Here is a 19248-nt window from a genome sequence, read left to right on the forward strand (position 1 = left end):
GACTACTGGATACCCATCATGACCTTGAGTCGTTCCTCGGCCGAGATGAGATGGTTGTGGCTATCGAGGCCGAGTTCGAGTTGGACCCACGCGACACTGCCGGTGAACGCCGTCTGCGTGTAGTCGGTGGTGACGGGGGAACCAAACTCATTCCCAACATCGCAGGTCTCGTCGGCCGAGAACAGAAAAGCCTCCGTCTGTTCGATGCGGCCTGTGCCAACGGGGGAGCCGCCAAGAAAAAGCGTGACGTTTCCTCCCTTACCGATGCCGCCGCCGTCATACGCAAACTCCATCCGAACCTGATACGTGCCTGGCTCGAGCGGCTTGGTCGCTCTGGTGAAGTAGTGTTCAACCCCAAAAAAGTTGTAGCAGTAGGTGAGGACACCGTCCTTGGCATACAGCGAATGGCCGCCGGTCAGTCCACCCTGAGCAACAACAACTCCCTCTGCGCCTTCCGATGGAACCGTGACTTCTGCGGTGATGGAATACGAACGGTTCTTCATAGAAAGAACCGACCCTTCGGTGAGGCGCCCCATTCCGCCAAACAGGAGCTGCTTTGTGCCCGAAACGAGGCTCGGCCGACCAGCAAGCTCGGGGAGCCCCCGTTCGGCAAATCGGTCGTCCAACGGGATGACGTTGTACTTGACCGCTTCAATGAGCCAGAGCCGCTGCAATTCGTGCAGCCGGTCGGGATGCTCTGCGGAAATGTCCTTGGCTTGGGTCCAATCGACAGAGGTGTCGTAGAGCTCCCAGACGTCAGCGTCGAAGGCGGGCATTGTGGCGTCAACCCCCGTTTCCCATGGGGTCCGATGCTTCGTCACAGCGGTCCAACCCTTGTGATAAATCCCACGATTGCCAAACATCTCGAAATACTGTGTCTCGTGCCGTTCCGGTGCAGCGGCATCGTCAAAGGAATACAACATGCTGACCCCTTCAAACGGCTGCTGCATGACACCCTCTACAAATGTTGGGGCTGGGATACCCGCCGCTTCGAGAATCGTTGGTGCAACGTCGATGACATGGTGAAACTGCGAACGCGTTTCATTATTCGCGCTGAACCCTTGTGGCCAGCGGACGATTGTGCCATTCCTGGTTCCGCCAAAGTGCGAGGCAACCTGTTTGGTCCACTGATACGGGGTATCCATGGCGTGCGCCCATCCAACGGCGTAGTGGTTGTAGGCTTCTGGCCCGCCGAAGAGGTCGATTCGCGAGGACATGAACTCTGGCGTCTCGATATGCCCATACCCACCAAGCGTGATCATCTCGTTAAACGTTCCCTGCAGCGAGCCCTCGGCTGACGCCCCGTTGTCGCCAATAATGACAAAGATGAGCGTCTCGTCAAGGATGCCGAGATCTTCAAGGGTGTCGAGCACCTTTCCAACCTGGTGATCCGTGTTCTCAAGGAAGCCGGCATAGATCTCCATCTGACGTGCAAGGACGGGGCGCATGTTCTCATCGATCTCATCCCAGGATGGAATGCCAGGGCTCCGCTCCGTCAGAATGCTGTCTGCTGGAATAACGCCGAGCTCTTTCTGCCTCGTGAAGGTTTGTTCACGCAGGGCATCCCAGCCTTGGTCAAATTTGCCTGCATACTTATCGGCCCATTCCGGTGGCACGTGGTGCGGCGCATGGGTCGCCCCTGGTGCGTAATAGGTAAAGAACGGCTTGTCCGGCATAAGCGACTTCTGCTGACGGATCCATTTTGTGGCGTGATCTGCCAGATCGTCGTTGAGGTAGTAGCCCTCATCCGGCGTTGTGGCCGGCTCAACTGGGGTTGTGCCCTCATACAGCGCTGGGAAGTACTGGTTCGTTTCGCCGCCAATGAATCCGTAGAAGTATTCAAAACCCATGCCTGTTGGCCATTGGCGGTATGGCCCCATCGGGCTGGTTTCCCAGGTCGGCACCTCGTGGCACTTGCCGATCTGCGCTGTGCTGTAGCCGTTGAGCTTGAGGATTTTTGCAAGGGGAGCTGCGGTGTTTGGCCAAATGGAGTTGTTTCCTGGCGCTGAGGTGGCCAGCTCGGCGATATTTCCCATTCCGACTGAGTGGTGGTTGCGTCCGGTGAGCAGGGCCGAGCGCGTTGGCGAACACAGGGCCGTCGTGTGGAACCGACGATATTTCAGTCCCTCGTTTGCAATTCGTTCAAAATTTGGCGTGTTGCACGGGCCGCCAAACGCGCTGGATGCTCCAAATCCAACATCGTCAACCAGAATCACAAGCACGTTTGGAGCTCCTGCCGGCGGACGGAGCGGCACGATCGGCGGATACGAGGTGTCGGGATCCTTTGCATCGTAGGTTGTGAGTCCTACCGGTTTGATATCAGGGATGGGAAGCACATCGCGCTGAAAGGGGTCCTGAACTGATTTGGCTGTTCTGCTCTCGTGAGGCATGTGGCCCTCCAATGTTGGCATGGCGGGAACGCCGCCGTTGAACGGTTGATGAGTCAATCTTCACTACGGGGCTGCCGCTTGGCATCCTCAAATCCGGGTGAACTTGAGCAAGTTCACGGCAGTCCTGGCCACTCAGGAAAGGTTCAGCTAACACCAAAGTTCGTTGGCCCAAAACCCTGAGAGTATTGAGTTTTCGCGAGTTTTGCCGGATCTGATCTGGCAGGATTGAACCCATCGAAGGGGAGTAGTTCCCATAAGGCTTGCGATGGGTTTTATCGCGAGCGGCGGTGACGTCGACATACTGGCCCGGTTTACCGGCCCGGCGCACCACCCCGAAAGGGGCGAACGAGACTTTCGGTCACATCCGCATAATTCCAACACGGCGACTGCCGGCCGTTGGGTGACCGAAGGATTCATCATGAACTCGCTCCGCACCGGATCAGCGCGCAAGCTGATCGTGCCGCTTGGCATCGTTGTGCTTGTTGCGCTGCCAGGCCTCATTCTCCGCATCGCAGGTATCCACGTTGAGCCCCTTGTTGGGGTGCTTGCCTTTGGGGCCGCCATCGTCGCAGCTGCCTTTGCCCTCGCTTGGGCGGGAGAGGCAGCGGAGATGGACATCTCTGGTGGGCTCGCCATCGGGCTGCTTGCGATTATCGCCATCCTGCCGGAATACGCCATCGACCTGTACTTCGCGTTTAGCGCGGGATCGGATCCCTCGCAGGCCGCATACGCTGCGGCAAATATGACGGGATCAAACCGGCTGCTCCTTGGATTCGGCTGGCCGTTCATCCTGCTTGTTGCGTATCTTGCCTTCCGCGCGGCACAAAAGCGCAAAGCATCCATTGACCCAGACGTTGTAGCAAAGCCCTTCGCGATCCGCCTTCCAGGTGACGCGCGGGTCGAGCTTGGCCTGCTGCTGATCGCCTCGCTGGTGACCCTGACCATTCCTATCACTGGGCAGATTCACGTAGCGCTCGGAATTGTGCTGCTCCTCATCTTTGTGTACTACCTGTATCGGGTGTCTCAGGCGGAGACCGACGAGCCTGAGCTTGTTGGCGTAGCCCAATCGATCGGGAGCCTGTCAACGGTCGCCCGCCGATCTACGGTGATCGCGATTTTTGTTGTTTCGGCCGTGGTCATTTTGCTGCTGGCGGAACCCTTCGCCGAAAGCCTCGTTGCCGGCGGCAAGGCGCTCGGCATCGATGACTTCTTGCTGGTCCAATGGCTCGCGCCCCTCGCGTCTGAAGCCCCAGAATTTGTGATCGCCATCATCTTTGCCCTTCGCGGCAAATCGGCCATGGCTATCGGCATGCTGCTCGCGAGCAAGGTGAATCAGTGGACAGCGCTGGTTGGCTCGCTCCCCATCGCCCACATGATTGGTGGTGGCGGATGGGCGCTGCCAATGGACGCCCGCCAGGTTGAGGAGTTTGTGCTCACCGCGGCTCAGACGCTGCTTGGCATCAGCATCCTGCTCACCCTGAAGTTCTCAGGGCGCTGGGCGGCCCTCCTCTTTGCCCTCTTCGCGGTCACTTTTGTGGTGACTGGACAAGAGGCCAGGTACGTTGTCTCAGCGCTATATGCGGTCATCGCGGTTGTGCTTATCGTGGCGCACCGTCGGCACCTCTGGCCAACGCTCAAGGCCCCATTCGAGTTCGAGGCACAGCAGGAGACGCAGGAGCCGTCGGCCCGCACGTAGGTTATCTGACGGTGCGCCGTTGCTTGTTGGCGTGCCAGCCGCTGCGAAACAGCCTTACAGCTGAAACGACGTTGACGGCAGCGGAACTTCGGCCGATTCTCCATCACTGTTGTGACATTTGCAGGGGCAGGTGCCGATTCGGTGCCCGACCTCAACAAACGGCATCGAGCTTTCGCACGTCGCGTTTGATCCAGGATGCTGGCACATCGACACGACTGATGCCGTGGTGCGTCCCGCTTTTTGGTTGAGCACACGGGTCTTTTCGCCTGCGGACTCGGTGAGCGACCAAAACTTAATCGACACGATGTTGCCGTTTGCGTCGAGACTGATCGTGCGGCATCTGGCTGAGCGCGAATTGCCAAGAACCGCGCTCATGACAAGCCTGATGATCATCCCGAGAACAAGGAAAATGAGCACCGCCATCACCAGGAAGACAATGATCATGCGTGCTCGCCCGCTTTCTGATGTGAGTTCCGGCAGTACCTTTGTGTCTAGCCTAGACGCGTCTGGTGAAAGTTGGGTGTATATCCCGCGACCTCAGCGGTCAGCCGAGCGCGTCGTGAACGACGGCGGCCGAGGCGAGGGGTAATTAAAAGGTTAGTCGTCGCGCGAGCAGGTCCAGGTTGCGTCGTCGAGGGCCGATACGGTCATGGTGATCGTGTCTCCGTCGCGGTGGCCGATAAAGTCGCCCCAGAGGTTGCCGCCCTCGTCTGTGGCGCTCACCCCAAACTCGACGCCGTCGTCAGGAAGGCTTGCGGGAAAATTCATGAACCAGCCAGGTTCGCCGTTCTCGGTTGTGGCCTGGATGAAGTTTGAATTCGATTTTTCGCTGAGCTTGTATTGGATCTTTTTGGCGCCGTCGACGGTTCCATCGATGAACGTTACCCAGCTGTTGTCAGCGACGTAGATGTAGTGGCTGCCCTGTGGCGTGCCGTCCTTCGCCGTTTGGTCACATGTCCAGTGGCCCTGAACATACTCGAGCGGCGTTTGCGATGCGCTGCCACATGCCGAGAGGCCGAGGACGCTCACGGTCGATGCGATGACTGCTGTACCAAGGGCGAAGCGCCGGCGAGGGGTTGGACAATGCGGGGGAGTGAGAGACATGGGGCTTTCCTGCAACGTGGGGGTTTCGATAACAGAGTGAGCTCAAGCGAGGAAGATGTGACGCGTCACTCGTCCCGACAATCAGCGCCAATGGGGCGTTTGGTCAGGTTCCTCCCAGTGCTCTCCAGAGTTCATAGCTTAGCCTCAATACTGTAATCGCAAAAAGAAGGGTAGTACTGAACGTGAGTGGCGCAAGCTCCCCATTTCAGTCTTCGACGTACCGTCTTGGTTTTTCTACCCTTGTGCTTGCGGTTCTGTTGGTCGTTCTTGGCGCACACGCGATTTCGTGTTTGTCGATTTCGGCTTCGGCTGTAGGGGCGGCCGACTCGCAGGGGGACTCTTCCGGATCCTTGGCGCAGACGATATCCGCTCTGCCAGCCTCCGACGCGCAGGTTGCCACCCCAAATGGTGAGGCCGCGAGCACCAGCGGGCCCAGTGCCCGTCCCATAACGCAGGTTGAGCCCCGGCCGTGCCACGCGCCGTCAGAGCCAGCAGATACGTCGTGTGTTGCCTCGACCCCAGAGCTACCAACTCTTGCTGCGGAGCCCGCAGAATCAGATGTGACGGTCGCCGCGCTCCCAGACGAGGAGTGGACCGTCGCGAGTTTGGTCAGTGCCGAGGTCGCAACGCCTTCGCCACAAGAACTCTCCATTAGCCGTACCTAGGCCGCCAGCCTCAGCAAGACGGTGTGCGCAATTTGAGAGAGATTGCGCATGAGGTTGAGGATGCGCGTCGCAACTCCCCGAGCGATGCCCCTCACTGTTCGCCCCACCCGCCAGAAGCGCCGGGTGTTTGGGCTGGTTCATCCGGTGATCGGTGGGCCGAAGCATGCCCGCATTGAGCGCGGGAGAGCGAGTGGCGCCATGCCGTCGCTCGCAAATCTGAAAGGAAAGTTTTCTGTTGTTTTTTGATCTGATGCAGGTTGTGGATGTTCCCGTCACGCGGGTTTCGACCGTGATCGGGGGGTGCCGATGATTGGCGTTGGGAAAACTGCGATTGTTGGAACCGTTGCGATGCTTTCGTTTGCGTTGACATCTTCTCCTTTGAGCGCGCAGGCCGCTGAGCCAGTGGTGATGATGCAGGACGGCGGCGACTACTGGTCAGCCTCCGCAAAATCGATGGTTCAGGGACTCGATATTCCTGCGGCTCCTGCCGCGGTGAGTCTGAAGATTGATGAGCTCGACCTGGCCATTGACGGTTCAACCGCGGCGGAATTGAATTCTGGCGGTCATCGCTTTGATGTTGCTGCCACGATCGCCGCGGCACGATCCGAGATCGGCATGTCCATGCCGACGGGGTGGGATATGCCTGGCGAATGCATTGCCGGTGCAAAGCGTTGGATCGTTGCTGGTGGTGGTGCCTGGACTGGCTCAGGCACCCCTGTAGCTAACTACGACGGCGCGACCAGGGTCGACTGGGCGGATGTTTCTGCCGGCGACATCATCCAGTACACCAACATCCAGGCCCCGAGCGCCTGGGCAACTGGCGTACACACGCTGCTCATTACCGGGACAAACGGTGACGGATCGTTCCAAATCGTTGAGCAGAACAACCCGGGTGGTTCAGGGCTGGTGAGCGCAAACGATAACTGGCGTCCAACTCCTCCTGACGGCTTTGAGGCCGTTGCCTGGCGCTTCTAGTTGACCCAGCGGCATAATGTTGCCGCCACCGAAGGCCGTCGCTATGCGTAGCGGCGGCCTTCGTCGCGTCTGATGAGGATGAGCGCGAGGCCAAGCAGGGCAACGGTCCAGGCAACGAGACCGAGCCAGATCCAGGGTTCGAGGGTTCCGCCCTGCACCGCCCAGATCACAAATTCCCGAGCCTGACGTGTTGGGATGAACCTGGTCGCAATTTCGAGCCAATCAGGGAACAACTGGGGCGGGAGAAACAACCCGCCCGCAAATGCGAGCCCAAACATGAGGACTTGGATGACGGCGACGGCGGCTTTTGCCGACATCGAGTAGCCGATGCTGATGCCAAGAAACATGAACGGGAGTGCGGCGCCGACGAGGGCAGCGAAGCCGAGCAGGATGGCAGCGAAGGATGCCGTTGCCTCGGTGAACAGCCCTCCGATGACAAGCACTGGGAGTACGGCAACAAATGCAAGCGCGCCGTTTCCGAGAACGAGGCCAATAACCTGTGACGCTGCGGGTGCCGGAAGCGATCTGAGGTAGGGCTGCCATGGCTTTTCCCGCTCTTCGGCGATGCTGAGACCAAAGCCAAAAAGGGCGTTTGCAAAGACGGCAAAGAAGCTCATCGAGATGACGGCCTGGGTAGCGAAGTCCGGGTTGTCGGCGACGGTGCGCTGGGGGACAACAAAGAAGGTGAATGCCAGCGCAGGGAATACAACGCTGCCGATGATGGCGATTGGTACGCGCGACGTTTCGAGCAGATTGTATTTGGCGTGGGTCAGGCCAAGGCCGACTGTTCTCGTGAGGCTGCTCATGATTCGGCTCCGTTCGTGGTTGACTCAGATCGGCCGCTGTCGTGGCGGGATGGTGATGATTCGGTGAGGGCCTGGAACGCTTCTTCGAGTGTGGCTCCGCGCACGCGCAGGTTCTCGAAGGGAACGTTTGCTCGTACGAGTTCTCGGACGAGCGCGTCGGAATCGGGCGACAGAAGCGTGATGCTGCCGTCGGCGTTCTGTACGCGTGAGCTGATTCCTTGAATCGTTGTGAGCATCGCTGGAGAAGTTGATTCCAACTGCACCTGATGCAGGTTGACCTTGCCAACGATATTTGCGAGCGAGCCGTCGGCGATGAGGCGTCCGTGGTCAACAACCACTACGCGTTCGGCGAGTGCTTCAATTTCTTCGAGGTAATGGCTTGTCACCACGACGGTTGTGCCCTCGCGGTGCAGCTCACGCACGGCGTCCCAGAGCATATGGCGGCCGTCAACATCGAGCCCTGTTGTTGGCTCGTCGAGCAGCACCAGATCGGGGCGACCGACAAAGGCGAGCGCAACGCTCACTCGTCGCCGCTGTCCGCCTGAGAGCGCCCCGGTTTGTTTCGTGAGAAAGTCGTCGAGCCCAAACCGCTGGGATATTTCCTCAAGCGTGTATGGCCTCTCGTAGTGTTTGGCAACGAGCGCAATTGTCTCGCGCACCCTCAGTGCGGCGGGGAGCGCCGTGTTCTGCGGCGTAGAGCCGAGCCGCTGCCTGTTCGCAGCGTCTTTTGGGTTTCCGCCAAAGAGGCGAACGATTCCGGATGTGGGGCTTCGAAGGCCCATCAGCAGCGTGAGGAGCGTAGTTTTGCCCGCACCGTTTGGGCCGAGCAGGCCAAGGATCGAGCCCGAGTCAATCTCGAGGGACACCGTGTCGAGGGCGCGATGTTCGCCAAACAGGCGGGTGACGTGATCAAGTGATGCGAGCGTGGTCATGATGCTCCTTGAATGAGTGATTTGAGTTGGTCGAGGTAGTCTTCGTAGGCCCGTCGCCCTGTGCGGCTCAGAGCAACATAGGTGACGGGTTTGCGGCCGGAGAATCCTTTGTCTTGCGTGACGTAATCGGCGTCTTCGAGCTTGCGAAGGTGGGTAGAGAGGTTGCCAGGTGTCATTTCGAGCAGTTCTTGGAGCCGAGGAAATGCGATTGAATCGCTCGCGTCAAGAGTGGCGAGGGATGCCATGATGCGCAGTCGCGCTTGGGCGTGGATGACGGGGTCAAGATCGGTCATGGTGTGTCTGCCGTTCCCTGTGCCGACGCGAAGCGGCGGTCAGCTTCCGTTTGCTCTCGTTTTCGGGCGAGGATCATGGCGACTCCGGTTGCGATGATCATCCCGCCTCCGGCAACGGCGACAAGAAGGTAGTGTTGCGGCTTCCCGATAAACGCCGCGACGACAGCAACGGCGATGAGCCAGAGCCCGAGCCACAGCGAGTGAGAACTGCTCCAGAGGGCAGCGCCAAAGAGGTACATGCTGCCAACCATGAAGGTAAAAGCGCATGGAAAGTAGATGGCGGCAAGGTCGCTATTCATGCCCGCTTGGATGAGGGCAACTCCAATGAGTGCTGTGGCGGTACTGAGCACGGCCCAGCTGAGGCCGTAAATCGCTCCAGAGAACTTTCCCTTGCCGCGCACACCCCTATCGATGCGCATGCCGGAGACGATGGAGTAGATTGAACCGGCGATCATGAGCGCCGTGAACCCAATGATGGTTGTTTGCGTGCTGACGGTAAACCAGGGGTTTCCGCCCGTGTTTGACCAGTGCAGGAGGTAGCCAATTGCCCAGGCGACGCCCCAAACGATGTACATGCCGGCAACGGGGGCTGTGCTTTTGAGTTCGGTGTTGACGCTCTGTTGCGCGCTGAGCGCAAGCATCTGTTCTGGGGTGAGTGGTGCCTCGTCGTCTGGGACGTCTGCTGCGTTGATCATGAGGGGCCTGTTTTTCTCGTGAACGAAGATAGGTTTTTGCAAAGTACTTTGTAATGCAAAGTTGATGGGTTTGAGCCTATGACAAAACGACTCGGCTGTCTAGCAGGGCTACCTGGTATTCTTGATTCATGCGTCACTACTTCTTCCTGTAACGAACACCATTGCGTCAAGGCTCGTCACGAGCCGATCGTCGCAAACGGATCATTTGCGCGCTCTCACGCGCTTCGTTCTGTGTCGCATCCTCTCGCAGGCCGTCACTGACTGCCCGCCTGCGCCGGTTGGCAGCTTTTGTATGCCAGCCGGGGCGTAGTTACGCTGCCCCAGTTGCGACCGTGTACAGGGAAAACTCATGAATAACGCAGATCAACTTTCGGGCGAATACGCCCAGAATCAACAACGGGCGGGCCTGCAGCTTGCGGGTTCGCCGCGAGAGCATCCGGCGGGACCCTCGGCCCAGCTCGTCGCGACGCAGATCGAGTATCACTACGGGCATAAGCCGGTTCTGAGCAATTGCTCACTTGTTATCACCCCGGGACAGCGTTGGGCCGTGGTCGGCGGAAACGGTCGAGGAAAGACGACGCTCATCGGGCTGCTCGCTGGCGAGTTGACGCCTGTCGCCGGCTCGATCCGGCGCATCGGAACGCTCGGCTACGTGTCTCAGGAGCTGGTGATTGAATCGGAGTCGGCCACTACCGTCTCCGATGTGGTTGATGCCGAGCTCGCAGCGGCCCGTTTGGCCGAGCTCGAACTTGAGCGCAGCGCCGAACGCCTCGCATCGCATCCCGGCAATCGCGACGTGCAGAGTGCATACAGTACTGCCCTCGAACGTGCCCAGCTGCTCGAAGTCTGGGATGCCGATCGGCGTATGGAGCAGGCACTTGCCGGCTTTGGCGCTTCGTTTGAGCGTGCACGACGCTTGAACGAGCTTTCGACCGGACAGCGACATCGCCTTCGTCTCGCGTGCGTGCTCGGTGGCACCTACGACGTTGTGCTGCTTGACGAACCAACGAACCATTTGGATGCCGAAGCGCTGAGGTTCCTGACCGCTTCCCTTCGCGAACGCACCGGAGCCAGCGTTGTTGTGTCGCATGATCGGGCACTGCTGCGAGACGTCGCCACCAACGTGTGTGATGTTGACCCGTCGCGGGACAATCAGCCTCGCATCTATGGCGGTGGGTTTGACGCGTTCGTGAATGGTCGCGCGCGCGAACTCGCCTCCTGGCGCGCTGACTACGAGCAGCAGGTTGCGGAAGGGCAGCGACTCGAATCGGGCCTTGAACAAGCGAGGTCGCGACTGGTGAGCGGGTGGCGTCCGCCAAAGGGAACCGGAAAACACACGCGGGCGACAAGGGCGCCTGCGCTTGTGCGCGCACTCCATGATCGGCAGCGCGAGTTTGCAGAACGCGCGGTGGATATTCCCCGTCCACCACTCGAACTGCGGGTGAAGGGGCCGGACGATGTTCACGAGGGCACACTACTTACGGCGTCACACGTGCGTTGTGACGGGCGTCTTGACCAAGATGTATCGGTGGCGTTGGAGACTGGATCGAGGCTCGTTGTCACCGGCCCAAACGGCGTTGGCAAATCTACCCTGCTTCGCCTGCTCTCCGGCGAACTTGAGCCCTCAGCTGGAACCGTGAGAACGGCATCCGGCGTGCGAGTTGGTTTGCTGTCCCAGGATTCGGACGGTGGCGAACCAGTGTGGACAGACGCGGCCGTCGAAACGGTGCTTGAACTCGGTCTGCTGCATCCAGAGGATACCGAGAAAAAGCTGTCAGAACTGTCTGTCGGGCAGCGACGACGTGTTGACCTTGCGGCGGTGTTTGCGCTGCGGCCTCACGTGTTGCTCCTCGATGAGCCGACGAATCACCTGTCGGCTGACCTCGTTGCTGACCTGATCAACGAGCTGAACGGGCTACAGACTGCGGTTGTTGTCGTTTCTCACGACCGCCAGCTCCTGAGTCGATTGTCTGGCTGGCCACGCTTATCGCTCACAGCACTGGGATGAGCAGGGACGGAGCGCAATAATAGTGAGCAACTACCATTGAGGAGACTTCAGTGACGCTCAAGCCGCATCCACTCATCACGCCAGCCGAGCTTCGATCGCTTACCGCCTCTGAGCGGCCGGTGCGCATCCTCGATGTTCGATGGCGCCTCGGCGAAGACGACGGGCGCGACCAATTCGACGCCGGTCATATTCCTGCGGCCGTCTACGTCGACATGGAGACTGAACTGGCTCGTCACGGCGAGCCGAGTGACGGTCGGCATCCGCTGCCGAGCAAGGACGTCTTGCAGCAGGCAATCCGCCGATGGGGAATCAACCAGGGCGATACTGTCGTGGTGTACGACGATTGGAAAAGCATGTCGGCCGCGCGAGCGTGGTGGTTGCTGAGGTTCGCCGGGTTTATCGATGTGCGGGTGCTCGATGGAGGATGGCGCGGCTGGCTGGCAGCGGCGGGCGAGACCGAAACGATCGAGCAGCAGCCAGCCGAAGGAACCGCAATAGCCGACTGGTCGCAACTGCCGGTGCTCGACAGCGATTCTGCCGCGGCAATTGCCAAAACGGGTGTGCTCTTCGATGCCAGAGCGGGAGAACGCTACCGTGGCGAAGTTGAGCCGATCGATCCTCGGGCCGGCCATATTCCCGGCGCGCGCAGCCTCCCGACGGCAGGACTGACGACCAATGACGGGCGGCTGCTCGGGGCCGCTGAACTCAGCGAACGATTGATTGCGGCCGGTGCCACATCTGCCGACGAGGTGATCGGCATGTACTGCGGCTCCGGAATATCGGCGGCACACCTTGCGCTTGCCGCAACCGTTGCCGGGTATGACGTGGCTCTCTACCCCGGCTCGTGGTCCCAGTGGTCAAACCTTGATCGACCCGTTGCCACGGGTGAAGCCCGCGGCTGATCGCAAAACGGGCCCACGTCGCATGGTCTGCGGCGGGGCCCGTTATGAGGTCGAATATGACTAGTCGTTGACAACAAGAATTTCGTCAAGCGACTTCCGCTCGCGCGGTGCAACTTCGCGCTCACGAAGGATGTCGTTGGCAAGTTCCTCCGGCGCGGCAAGCGTGCCGAGGGTGATCGCCGTGATGGGAGTGAGCGACTCTGGCAGGTTGAACGCGTCGCGAAGGCCATCAACCACGATGCCGCCCATCTGGTGGATGTGCAGTCCCTCGTGGTGCGCCTGGACAGACAGATGAGCGGATGCCTGGCCAAGGTCGTATTCGGCCCAGGGCCGCGTCTTGCCGTCTTCGTCAACGGTCTCAGCGAGCGCAACGATCAGAACTGCCGCGTTGCCTGCCCACGCCTGGTTAAAGCCCATGAGGTTGTCGTGGATCTTTGTGAATGATTCGCTTCCCCGACGGGCAACGATGAAACGCCACGGCTGGCTGTTTGAGGCTGACGGCGACCAACGTGCAGCTTCGAGCACCGATGTGAGCTTTGCCTCGTCGATGTCGACGGTGGTGTCGTAACTGCGTGGGCTCCAGCGTTCTGCGAGCACCTCAAGAATGGGGGCGCTCGTTTCGGCGGTGCGGGATGATGTTGCTGGCGAAGCGTTGGTCACTGGGATCTTCTTTCTCGGAAACAATGTCGGGAGGGTATCCGGATGTGCGCGCCATGAAACCGAGAGGACCCACAGACGCGAGGTTGAGCATCCGTTGCCCATCGAGTACAACAGGTCGGGCGTCAACTTATTCCGATAGCCCAAAAGAAACTCTGTTTGGCCCGAGAGCCCCTGCAACATCGCGGTGCTCTCGGGCGAACGCTGTGCCTACTCCGTGCGTGCCACGACGGTTGGGCACTGCACGTTCTGCAGCACTCCGTGACTCACCGAGCCGAGGAGCAGGCGGGCGATTCCGGCGCGACCTCGGTTGCCGACGACCAGAAGCTGCGCGGTTTCGGCGGCGGTGAGGAGCGCTGCAACCGGGGGAGCCTGGACAACCTCACGAATAATCTTGAGGTCTGGGTATTGTTCGGGAAGGCCGCCCAGCGCGATGGCGATGGCGCTCTCTGCTGATTCGCGCTGTGTAGTCAGCAGCTGGTCGCTCCACAGGTACTCGAGGCCCGGCGTGACGGGAGGTGTCCACGCGTAAATAGCGATAAGCGGCTGGTTGGTTCGGTCTGCTTCAGCTGCCGCGTAGGCGAGCGCCTTCTCGCTTGCTTCTGACGTGTCGATGCCAACAACAACACCGGAACGCTCAACGCCTTTTTCGAGCGGAATGATAGCAACCGGCGACTTCGAGACGGCCGCAATCTTGATTCCCTTTGTGCCAAAGAACATGCCTGGCACTTTGCTGCCCTTGTGCGTGCCAAGCACAACGAGGGCTGAACCCTCTGAGAGCCGCTGAAACTCGTGTGCGGGGTTGCCAACGACGATTTCGGTTGTGATGGGCACATTGGGGTTAAGAGACTCGGCATATTCCCGCTCTGAGGCGACAATCTGCTCTGCGGCTGCCCGTGCTTCGCTGATGAAGACAGGGCTCTCGGAGAGGAACGAATCATCAACAACGTGCGCAAGCAGAACGGGGGCATTGTAGCGATAGGCACGTTCAACACCCCACGCAATTGCGGCCCTGCTCGGCTCTGATCCGTCGATACCAATAACAATTCGCTGAGTCATGGTCTAGCACCTTTCGTGGGGCTTCAGACGGGGCGAATGGGTGGGCCCCGTTCACTCTTAACCGTACTCGTTTTGGGGGTATCCGTGCCAGTTTGCTGATGGTTAAACTATCGTTCAGGGATGTCCGCCTCTGCCGGTGCGGGGTCGGACACAAACGGGGGAGCGCACCATGACACAAGACGAGACGATTGGTGCGTCGGTGTCGGCGCAGGGCAAACAGGAAGCGGCCCAGTGGAGTCCTCGCGGGTTTGTCACTGAGGCTGCTGTCTACGGCGTCATTCTTGTTTCTGGTTTGATCCTCGTAACCGGCCAATATGCGGACGCCTCATGGGACGTGTTCCTTCGAACGCTGGGCACGGTCCTGGTGTTTTGGGCCGCCCACGTCTATGCGGGAACGGTTGCCCATCTTGGCGACGGCACGGAAGGCCTTCCCGATCGTGAAAAGTTCAAGGTTGGTTTTGGATCGGCCTTGCTTGGGTCGATTAAGCATTCGACCGGGCTACTTATTGCCGCCCTTGTTCCGTCGCTGGTCTTGTTGCTTGGCGCGGCAGGAGTCCTGTCCGATAACAACGCCATCTGGGGCGCACTCTGGGTTGACACGCTCCTCCTTGGAATCCTCGGATATATCGGGGTGGCTCGCTGGGCCACCGGCATCCGTTGGCGACTCCTTGGGGCGGTGTGCACCGCGCTATTTGGCGTCATTATTGTTGCGCTCAAGGTGATTATTCATTAGCCGCAGCGCCCAACTGCCTTGGTCTCGCTGCCTCGCTAGCGATGGCCGAGTATCGGGGTGTGCCAGCGCCCATATTGCAGCGACAACGGGCGAAGCTGGCCTTCGAACGGGTATGGTCAAAGCATGTCAGTTTCAGCCCCATTGTTGCCCCCGACCGTTGCCGAAGTTCATGCCGTGATCAATCGGCTGTGGCCAGAACAGGCGGCAGAAGACTGGGACAGGGTTGGGCTTGTGAGCGGTGACCCTCGCCGCCCCGTCCAACGGATGCTGCTCGCAGTTGATGCCGTTCGGGATACCGTCGACGAAGCCGTTTCCCTCGGCGCGGACATCTTGCTCACCCATCATCCGCTCTTGCTCCGGGGAGTGACAAGCATTGCGGAGGACCGTTATAAGGGGGCGTTGCTGGCCGACCTGATCCGGGACAATTGTGCGCTCATCGCGGCGCACACCAACGCGGACAGCCCTGCCGATGGGGTCTCTGACCGCATCGCGCAGCTTCTTGGGCTCACCGAGGTTCAGCCCCTCGTCCCAAGCAACGTTTCTGCGGGCGACGGCGCAGGCATCGGTCGCGTAGGAGTGTTGCCGGAGGCAACGAGCCTCGGCGAGTTTGCCAGGGCCGTTGCCAAGGTTTTGCCCGCGACGGCATCCGGAATCCGAGTCTCTGGCGAGTTTGCGCAACCCATTCGGTCCGTATCGCTTTGCGGAGGGGCAGGAGACAGCCTGCTGCAGAATCCGCTCGTGCTTGGTTCCGATGTCTACGTGACAAGTGATCTTCGTCACCATCCTGCCTCCGAGTCTCGTGAGCAATCGCGCGCGGAAGGCGGGCCTGCTCTGATTGATGTTTCACACTGGGCAAGCGAGTGGCTGTGGCTCGACGGTGCCGCCGAGCAACTCCGCCGTCAACTGCCAGGTGTGGAGGTTGTCGTCAGCGAACTCAGGACTGATGTCTGGGACTTTACAATCGTCCAGTAATTTCCCTCGTTGTCTGAGCGGTGTGCCCAGAATGGGTGTCAATTCACCGTTCCTGGCCTGTGTCGGTGGATTTGTGACAAATCTGTGTGCCGATCGACTCTCAGAACGTTGGAATGAGACGCGTGGGATATTCGTTAGGATTGATTCACGGTGCGCGTGTATCGCGTCCTCGAATCTACCTAGCCTGGCCAACGTAAGGACTCAACGTGAAAGCATCCCAAGGGCAACAGAAAAAACTGCTCGATGTGCAGGCCGTTGACAACCGCCTTGGCCGACTGAATCACCAAGAGAAAACGCTGCCGGAGCGCAAGGCGCTCAGCGATCTACAGGCAGGGCTGTCATCCGCAAAGGAGACCGCTATCCGTGCGCGTGGCATCGTCGAAGCGAGTCAGCTCGAAATCCGTCGACTCGAGGACGACGTCGCAACCGTACGTGCCCGAGCGGCCCGTGACGAGCAGCGCATGGCAACCAGCACAAACTCAAAAGAGGCAGTTGTGCTTGAGGGCGAGCTCGAGACGCTTGCTCGCCGCACCGCAGAGCTCGAAGAGGTGACGCTTGTCGTCATGGAGCGCCTCGAGGCAGAGGAGGCCGTGCTCGCCGAGGCTGAGGCAGCGCTTGCCGGAATCAACGACCAGCGCATTGAGCTTGAGAAGAAGATCGCCGAAGCCATTGTGTCCATTGGCCTCGAACGCGAAGAGGCCACCGACCAGCGCCAAGCGCTCGTTGCGGAAATTGACCCCGAGCTCCTTTCGCTCTACGAAGAAACGCGCCAGCGCTACGGTATTGGCGCCGCGCTCATCCGCCGTGGCATCTCAGAGGGCAGCAACATGGCCCTCACAGAGTCTGACCTCGCCTCCATCCGCGCTGCGGCCCCAGACGAGATCATCTTCTGCAAAGACAGCGGCGCAATCCTCGTTCGCACAAACGAGTCGGGGCTCTAAGACTCGTCGCATCCCTCACCGGCGGATCGGTTCGCCACTCATTGCGAATCCACGCCCAAATAATCGCAACGAGCGGCGAATGGATGCTCGGTTCTGGCAGGCATCCTCGCTGGCCTAGAATAGAAGGTGTGAATGGGTCGACAAGACGGTCGCGGAATCCGTAAGGAAACCGAGGAACGTCCGGGCTCCACAGGGCAGGACGGTGGGTAACACCCACCCGGGGCAACCCGCGAGAAAGTGCAACAGAAAGCAAACCGCCTCCGCGTCTCGCACGCGGCGGTAAGGGTGAAACGGTGGTGTAAGAGACCACCAGCGAACGTGGTGACACGATCGGCTAGGTAAACCTCGTCCGGAGCAAGGTCAGACAGAAAACGTTGAGGCGGCCCGCCGAGTTTTCGGGTAGACCGCTAGAGGCGTGCGGTAACGTACGTCGTAGATAGATGGCCGTCCAGCGGGAGCAATCCCGGGGACAGAACCCGGCGTAATAGTCGGCCCATTCACTTCTCATCCGTCGCTCGTGGGGCGCAAACTCGCTCGTGGGGCGCAAAATAATGCACCCCGGGAGGAGAAACGCACCCCACGAGGCACTATTAGGAAACCGCGAGAGCTGCCGCGCCCATGATGCCGGCATTATTGCGAAGCTCTGCCGGAACAATCGGCGTGTTCAGCTTGAGCAGTGGCAAGAACTTCTCGTGGCTTTTTGAGACGCCGCCTCCAACGATGAACAGGTCTGGGGTGAACAGCGCCTCGATCTGGTCAAAGAAGACCTGCAGGCGTTCGGCCCACTCTGGGTAGTCAAGGCCCTCGCGTTCGCGTACCGAGTTTGCGGCATATCGCTCGATGGAATCGCCATTGTATTGGAGATGCCCAAACTCGAGGTTTGGCACGAGGATGCCCTTGTAAATGAGCGCCGTTCCGATGCCGGTTCCAAGAGTTGTTACGAAGACAAGCCCCTGGTGATTGTGGGCTGCGCCGTAGCGGACCTCAGCGAGACCTGCCGCGTCCGCGTCGTTGGCAAAGGTAATTGGGCGTCCGAGCGTCGTTGAGAAGAGCTCGGCGGCCTCAAGCCCGATCCAACGCTTCGACACGTTTGAGGCAGAGAGCGTCTTGCCGTATTTTGCGATAGCAGGGAACGCAACTCCGACGGGAGTTTCCGGCGACACATCCGGGATCATGCCGACGATCTCGTGTACGGTTGCCGCGATGTCTTCGGGTTCGCCCCCTTCTGGCGTCGCAATCTTGAAGCGGTCGCTCACCAGCTCGCCCGTGAAAACATCCACGAGCGCGCCCTTGATGCCGGTGCCTCCAATATCGATGCCGACCGCGTACTGGTGCTCGGTTGGGTACTGCTCGGCGTAGAGCTGTTCTGCGGTCTGCTGCTCTCCATTGTGCTGCGATGCCATAGTGATTCTTTCGTGCTGTGGTGTGGTGTGGTGTGGTGTGGATGCGCGTTGGGAACGGCTGCGCGCCGCAAAACCCGAGTTAGGGAAGGGTGAGGATTTCGGTGCCCGTTTCGGTCACAACGAGCGTGTGCTCGAACTGGGCCGTGATGCTCTTGTCTTTGGTCGTGACGGTCCAGTCGTCTTCCCACATGTCCCACTCGTGTGTGCCGAGTGTCAGCATCGGCTCGATGGTAAAGACCATGCCTGGCACGATGACATCGCTGAACTGAGGAGCGGAATCGTAGTGAGGGATGATGAGCCCGCTATGGAAGGCCTCGCCAACGCCGTGGCCAGTAAAGTCGCGGACAACGCCGTAGCCAAAGCGTTTTGCGTACGACTCTATTGCTCGGCCGATGATGTTGACCTGTCGTCCTGGCGCAACCGCCTTGATTCCGCGCATGAGTGCTTCGTGCGTGCGCTCGATGAGCAGGTCGACCTCTTCGGCTACCTCGCCAACACGGAAGGTGTAGTTGGTGTCTCCGTGGTAGCCGTTGAGGTACGCCGTGATATCGATGTTGACGATGTCACCCTTGTCGAGCACGGTGTCGTCTGGGATGCCGTGGCAGATGACCTCGTTCACCGAGCTGCACAGCGACTTTGGGTATCCACGGTAGCCGAGTGTTGACGGGTAGGCACCGTGCGCGATCACAAACTCGTGGCCGATGGCATCGAGTTCTTCTGTCGTCACCCCTGGAACGATGGCTTCGCCAACGGCCTGGATTGCCTGGGCCGCAATGCGACCGGCCGCGCGGATGTGCTCAACCTGCTCGGGAGTGTAGGTGTTGTCCCCGGTGTACTCAGGTGGCTTCGGCTTGCCAACGTATGGCGGGCGCGTGATCGATTGTGGTACGGCACGTTCGGGGGAGATCGTCCCCGCAATGAGATGGCCGTTGGTGTCCTTGGGCATACGTTCTATTCTATGGGGAGGTCGATTGATTCTGACCGTTTGTGGCGCACCGCAAATCCGCACGAGCACGG

19 protein-coding genes and 1 other RNA gene are annotated in these 19248 nt (G+C 59.8%); 9 read left to right on the plus strand and 11 right to left on the minus strand.

What is annotated here, in order from left to right:
- Positions 1–2: 2 nt before the first annotated feature.
- On the minus strand, positions 3–2390 hold the full coding sequence (locus FHX76_RS02410) for an arylsulfatase (protein ID WP_167147438.1): 2388 nt from the start codon (positions 2388–2390) through the stop codon (positions 3–5).
- 418 nt (positions 2391–2808) lie between these two features.
- Between FHX76_RS02410 and FHX76_RS02415 the strand changes: the two genes are divergently transcribed.
- On the plus strand, positions 2809–4086 hold the full coding sequence (locus FHX76_RS02415) for a sodium:proton exchanger (protein ID WP_167147441.1): 1278 nt from the start codon (positions 2809–2811) through the stop codon (positions 4084–4086).
- Positions 4087–4140: 54 nt separating this feature from the next.
- On the opposite strand, the gene FHX76_RS02420 is transcribed toward FHX76_RS02415, so the two are convergent.
- Positions 4141–4530 (minus strand): hypothetical protein, encoded by a 390-nt coding sequence (locus FHX76_RS02420; RefSeq protein WP_167147444.1) that lies wholly within the window; start codon positions 4528–4530, stop codon positions 4141–4143.
- A 153-nt stretch (positions 4531–4683) separates the two neighbouring features.
- A complete protein-coding gene (locus tag FHX76_RS02425; protein ID WP_167147446.1) occupies positions 4684–5190 on the minus strand; it encodes a hypothetical protein in 507 nt (168 codons plus the stop codon).
- 182 nt (positions 5191–5372) lie between these two features.
- On the opposite strand from FHX76_RS02425, the gene FHX76_RS02430 reads away from it, so the two are divergent.
- On the plus strand, positions 5373–5855 hold the full coding sequence (locus FHX76_RS02430) for a hypothetical protein (RefSeq protein ID WP_167147449.1): 483 nt from the start codon (positions 5373–5375) through the stop codon (positions 5853–5855).
- A 306-nt stretch (positions 5856–6161) separates the two neighbouring features.
- Positions 6162–6830 (plus strand): lipase, encoded by a 669-nt coding sequence (locus FHX76_RS02435; protein WP_167147452.1) that lies wholly within the window; start codon positions 6162–6164, stop codon positions 6828–6830.
- A gap of 41 nt (positions 6831–6871) precedes the next feature.
- Here FHX76_RS02435 and FHX76_RS02440 read toward each other — a convergent pair whose 3' ends face one another.
- The 4 genes from FHX76_RS02440 to FHX76_RS02455 are packed head-to-tail and all read right to left on the minus strand — an operon-like array spanning position 6872 to position 9556.
- Positions 6872–7636 carry an ABC transporter permease gene (locus FHX76_RS02440; protein WP_167147455.1) on the minus strand — a complete coding sequence of 255 codons (765 nt, stop codon included), beginning with the start codon at positions 7634–7636 and terminating at the stop codon, positions 6872–6874.
- Positions 7633–8568, minus strand: coding sequence for an ABC transporter ATP-binding protein (locus FHX76_RS02445; protein ID WP_167147458.1), 936 nt, complete (start codon positions 8566–8568; stop codon positions 7633–7635). The genes FHX76_RS02440 and FHX76_RS02445 overlap by 4 nt, the downstream gene beginning before the upstream one ends.
- Positions 8565–8861 carry a transcriptional regulator gene (locus FHX76_RS02450; RefSeq protein ID WP_167147460.1) on the minus strand — a complete coding sequence of 99 codons (297 nt, stop codon included), beginning with the start codon at positions 8859–8861 and terminating at the stop codon, positions 8565–8567. The genes FHX76_RS02445 and FHX76_RS02450 overlap by 4 nt, the downstream gene beginning before the upstream one ends.
- A complete protein-coding gene (locus FHX76_RS02455) occupies positions 8858–9556 on the minus strand; it encodes a hypothetical protein (RefSeq protein ID WP_167147463.1) in 699 nt (232 codons plus the stop codon). Before FHX76_RS02455 ends, FHX76_RS02450 begins: the two co-directional genes overlap by 4 nt.
- 349 nt (positions 9557–9905) lie before the next feature.
- Here FHX76_RS02455 and FHX76_RS02460 point away from each other — a divergent pair, with 349 nt between their 5' ends.
- Positions 9906–11564 carry an ABC-F family ATP-binding cassette domain-containing protein gene (locus FHX76_RS02460; RefSeq protein ID WP_167147466.1) on the plus strand — a complete coding sequence of 553 codons (1659 nt, stop codon included), beginning with the start codon at positions 9906–9908 and terminating at the stop codon, positions 11562–11564.
- Between the two features lie 50 nt (positions 11565–11614).
- The gene (locus FHX76_RS02465; RefSeq protein WP_167147468.1) at positions 11615–12466 is read left to right on the plus strand and encodes a rhodanese-like domain-containing protein; all 852 of its coding nucleotides are present in this window, start codon (positions 11615–11617) and stop codon (positions 12464–12466) included.
- Between the two features lie 60 nt (positions 12467–12526).
- On the opposite strand, the gene FHX76_RS02470 is transcribed toward FHX76_RS02465, so the two are convergent.
- Both FHX76_RS02470 and FHX76_RS02475 read right to left on the minus strand, forming a co-directional pair.
- On the minus strand, positions 12527–13126 hold the full coding sequence (locus tag FHX76_RS02470; protein WP_386762174.1) for a nitroreductase family protein: 600 nt from the start codon (positions 13124–13126) through the stop codon (positions 12527–12529).
- 207 nt (positions 13127–13333) lie between these two features.
- Positions 13334–14182: a universal stress protein gene (locus tag FHX76_RS02475; RefSeq protein WP_167147470.1), complete on the minus strand. Its 849-nt coding sequence runs from the start codon at positions 14180–14182 to the stop codon at positions 13334–13336.
- A 169-nt stretch (positions 14183–14351) separates the two neighbouring features.
- On the opposite strand from FHX76_RS02475, the gene FHX76_RS02480 reads away from it, so the two are divergent.
- From FHX76_RS02480 to rnpB, 4 genes are all read left to right on the plus strand, one after another.
- A complete protein-coding gene (locus FHX76_RS02480; RefSeq protein ID WP_208402415.1) occupies positions 14352–14915 on the plus strand; it encodes a hypothetical protein in 564 nt (187 codons plus the stop codon).
- Between the two features lie 123 nt (positions 14916–15038).
- A complete protein-coding gene (locus FHX76_RS02485; protein ID WP_386762177.1) occupies positions 15039–15887 on the plus strand; it encodes a Nif3-like dinuclear metal center hexameric protein in 849 nt (282 codons plus the stop codon).
- Positions 15888–16093: 206 nt separating this feature from the next.
- Complete coding sequence (locus FHX76_RS02490) at positions 16094–16828, plus strand: zinc ribbon domain-containing protein (protein WP_167147472.1); 735 nt, start codon at positions 16094–16096, stop codon at positions 16826–16828.
- 133 nt (positions 16829–16961) lie between these two features.
- An RNA gene (rnpB, locus tag FHX76_RS02495) (RNase P RNA component class A) lies at positions 16962–17328 on the plus strand.
- Between the two features lie 90 nt (positions 17329–17418).
- On the opposite strand, the gene ppgK is transcribed toward rnpB, so the two are convergent.
- On the minus strand, positions 17419–18231 hold the full coding sequence (ppgK, locus tag FHX76_RS02500; RefSeq protein ID WP_167147474.1) for a polyphosphate--glucose phosphotransferase: 813 nt from the start codon (positions 18229–18231) through the stop codon (positions 17419–17421).
- 79 nt (positions 18232–18310) lie between these two features.
- Complete coding sequence (map, locus tag FHX76_RS02505) at positions 18311–19177, minus strand: type I methionyl aminopeptidase (protein WP_167147476.1); 867 nt, start codon at positions 19175–19177, stop codon at positions 18311–18313.
- Positions 19178–19248: the final 71 nt, after the last annotated feature.

Source organism: Lysinibacter cavernae, from assembly GCF_011758565.1.
Taxonomy (GTDB): domain Bacteria; phylum Actinomycetota; class Actinomycetes; order Actinomycetales; family Microbacteriaceae; genus Lysinibacter; species Lysinibacter cavernae.